The sequence below is a fragment of the Streptomyces sp. NPDC031340 genome (assembly GCF_055569945.1).
In genome coordinates this window covers 1-1,644 of record NZ_JBVIIE010000130.1, presented here as the reverse complement: position 1 = coordinate 1,644, position 1,644 = coordinate 1, and the positions used below count along the sequence as shown (strand labels likewise).

Genomic DNA, 1,644 nt, shown 5'->3' with positions numbered 1-1,644 from the left:
CGGGCGGATGGTGGCGAGGCGCACGGCCCCCCCCCTCCCCCCTCCCCCCCCCCCCCCCCCCCCCCCACCCCCCCCCCCCCCCCCCCCCTCGCCCCCCCCCCCCCCCCCCCCCCCCCCGCTTCCTGCTCCGCGGCGATGGACAGGGCGGTCTCCTCCGGCGCACGGGCGCCGAGATCGAGGCCGATGGGGGAACGCAGCCGGCCCAGGAGTCGACCGCGCCGGGGACGATCATGCCTATCGGCGTACAGCCGACAGGCGGCGGCTACGCGGGAGTCGAGTACGGCGGTCCGAGCATCGGCACGAGGAACTGGCGTGCCACCGCGCGCACCTGCTCCTCGTCGTCGAGGTCGACCACATGGCTGGGGATGACCAGGAACGACGCGGACACCCGGACCATCATCTCGGCCACCAGGTTCACGTCCACGTCGGGAGAGACGTTGCCCGCATGCTGCTCCTGGCTCAGCCGTGACGCGACGAACTGCTGCACCACGGACAGCGTGCGGCCACCGTCACCGGTCATGGACGGCACCACCGCGTCCGGTTCAGCGGCCATGAGACCGCCGATGAGGCGGTTGCGCCGGATGGCCCGCAGCGAACTCGCGAATCCCAGGACGACCCGGTCGGCGACGGTCTCGGCGTCCCGGATGTCCAGGATGAAGCGGTCGAAGTAGCGTCGGAACTCCCGCCGCACGACCTGCTCGACGAGTTGGTCCTTGGTGGCGAAGCGGCGGTAGACGGTGATCCGTGAGACCCCCGCCAGCCGTGCCACGTCCGCCATGGTCGAGCGTCTGATGCCCATGCGGCAGAACTGCTCGTAGGCGGCGTCGAGCAGGCGCGCCGACGCCTCGTCGTCCTGATCGGTCCCCTCCACGGCCTCGGTGAACGCCGTTTCCAGCATGGACGGAGCGCCGGACGGACCCACGGGGGCCGGCAGGACAGGTTCCACGTTCGTCTCCCTGATTCTGTGCAGCCTCTGGCATTCACGGCGCCTTTGTGCTCCCCTGATGAAACACAGAAGCACGATGTGTTTCATCGTACCAAAACCGACACCGGTGCACAGAACTCGAGGAGGAGTTCGAAGCGATGGACGGAGTACATCCCCGCCTCCTGGGACGCGGCCGAAGCCCAGTCCAGGCAGGTCCTCGACCCCGTCCTGGCCTCCACGCCCGAGGGCATGGAGCTCACCGACGTCCTCCTGGGCATCGTTGCGCAGCTCGACGCCGGCCTCACCCGGCCCCTGGTCAGCGGCTTCGCCCGCTACACGCTCGGCGACCGGACCGGCGACCTGATCGGGCTGGACAAGGAGCCGTTCTGGGAGCCGTTGATCAGCGCCGCCTGGCCGCTGCTGGTCGCCTTCCGTGAAGGGCTCATCCCGTTGCCGCTGGTGCCCGCGGCCGCCTGGACCGTGGAGGAGGTCATCCGCAAGTTCGTCCTGCTGTTCCTCTCCGAGGGAAGGCCCATCCACCTCGACATCCCCGACACCAACCGTCCCGCCTGAGCGGCGTCGAGGACCACCGGAGCGGGGGGGGGGGGGGGGGGGGGGGGGGGGGGGGGGGGGGGCGGGGGGGGGGGGGGGAAGAAAGAAGCAGCAACGACAAGAGAGAACAACCGCCCACGGTATAACCGCCCCCCGCTACACTCTTT

3 protein-coding genes are annotated in these 1,644 nt (G+C 70.7%); 1 reads left to right on the top strand and 2 read right to left on the bottom strand.

The annotated features are described in order from the left end of the window. Positions 1–206: XdhC family protein (locus tag ACZ5GT_RS40730; RefSeq protein WP_469036992.1), on the bottom strand; the 206-nt coding region annotated here is incomplete at its 3' end. Positions 207–262: 56 nt separating this feature from the next. Beyond that, positions 263–946, bottom strand: coding sequence for a TetR/AcrR family transcriptional regulator (locus ACZ5GT_RS40725; RefSeq protein WP_469036990.1), 684 nt, complete (start codon positions 944–946; stop codon positions 263–265). 78 nt (positions 947–1,024) lie between these two features. Between ACZ5GT_RS40725 and ACZ5GT_RS40720 the strand changes: the two genes are divergently transcribed. Further along, on the top strand, positions 1,025–1,498 hold the full coding sequence (locus ACZ5GT_RS40720) for a hypothetical protein (RefSeq protein WP_469036988.1): 474 nt from the start codon (positions 1,025–1,027) through the stop codon (positions 1,496–1,498). Positions 1,499–1,644: the final 146 nt, after the last annotated feature.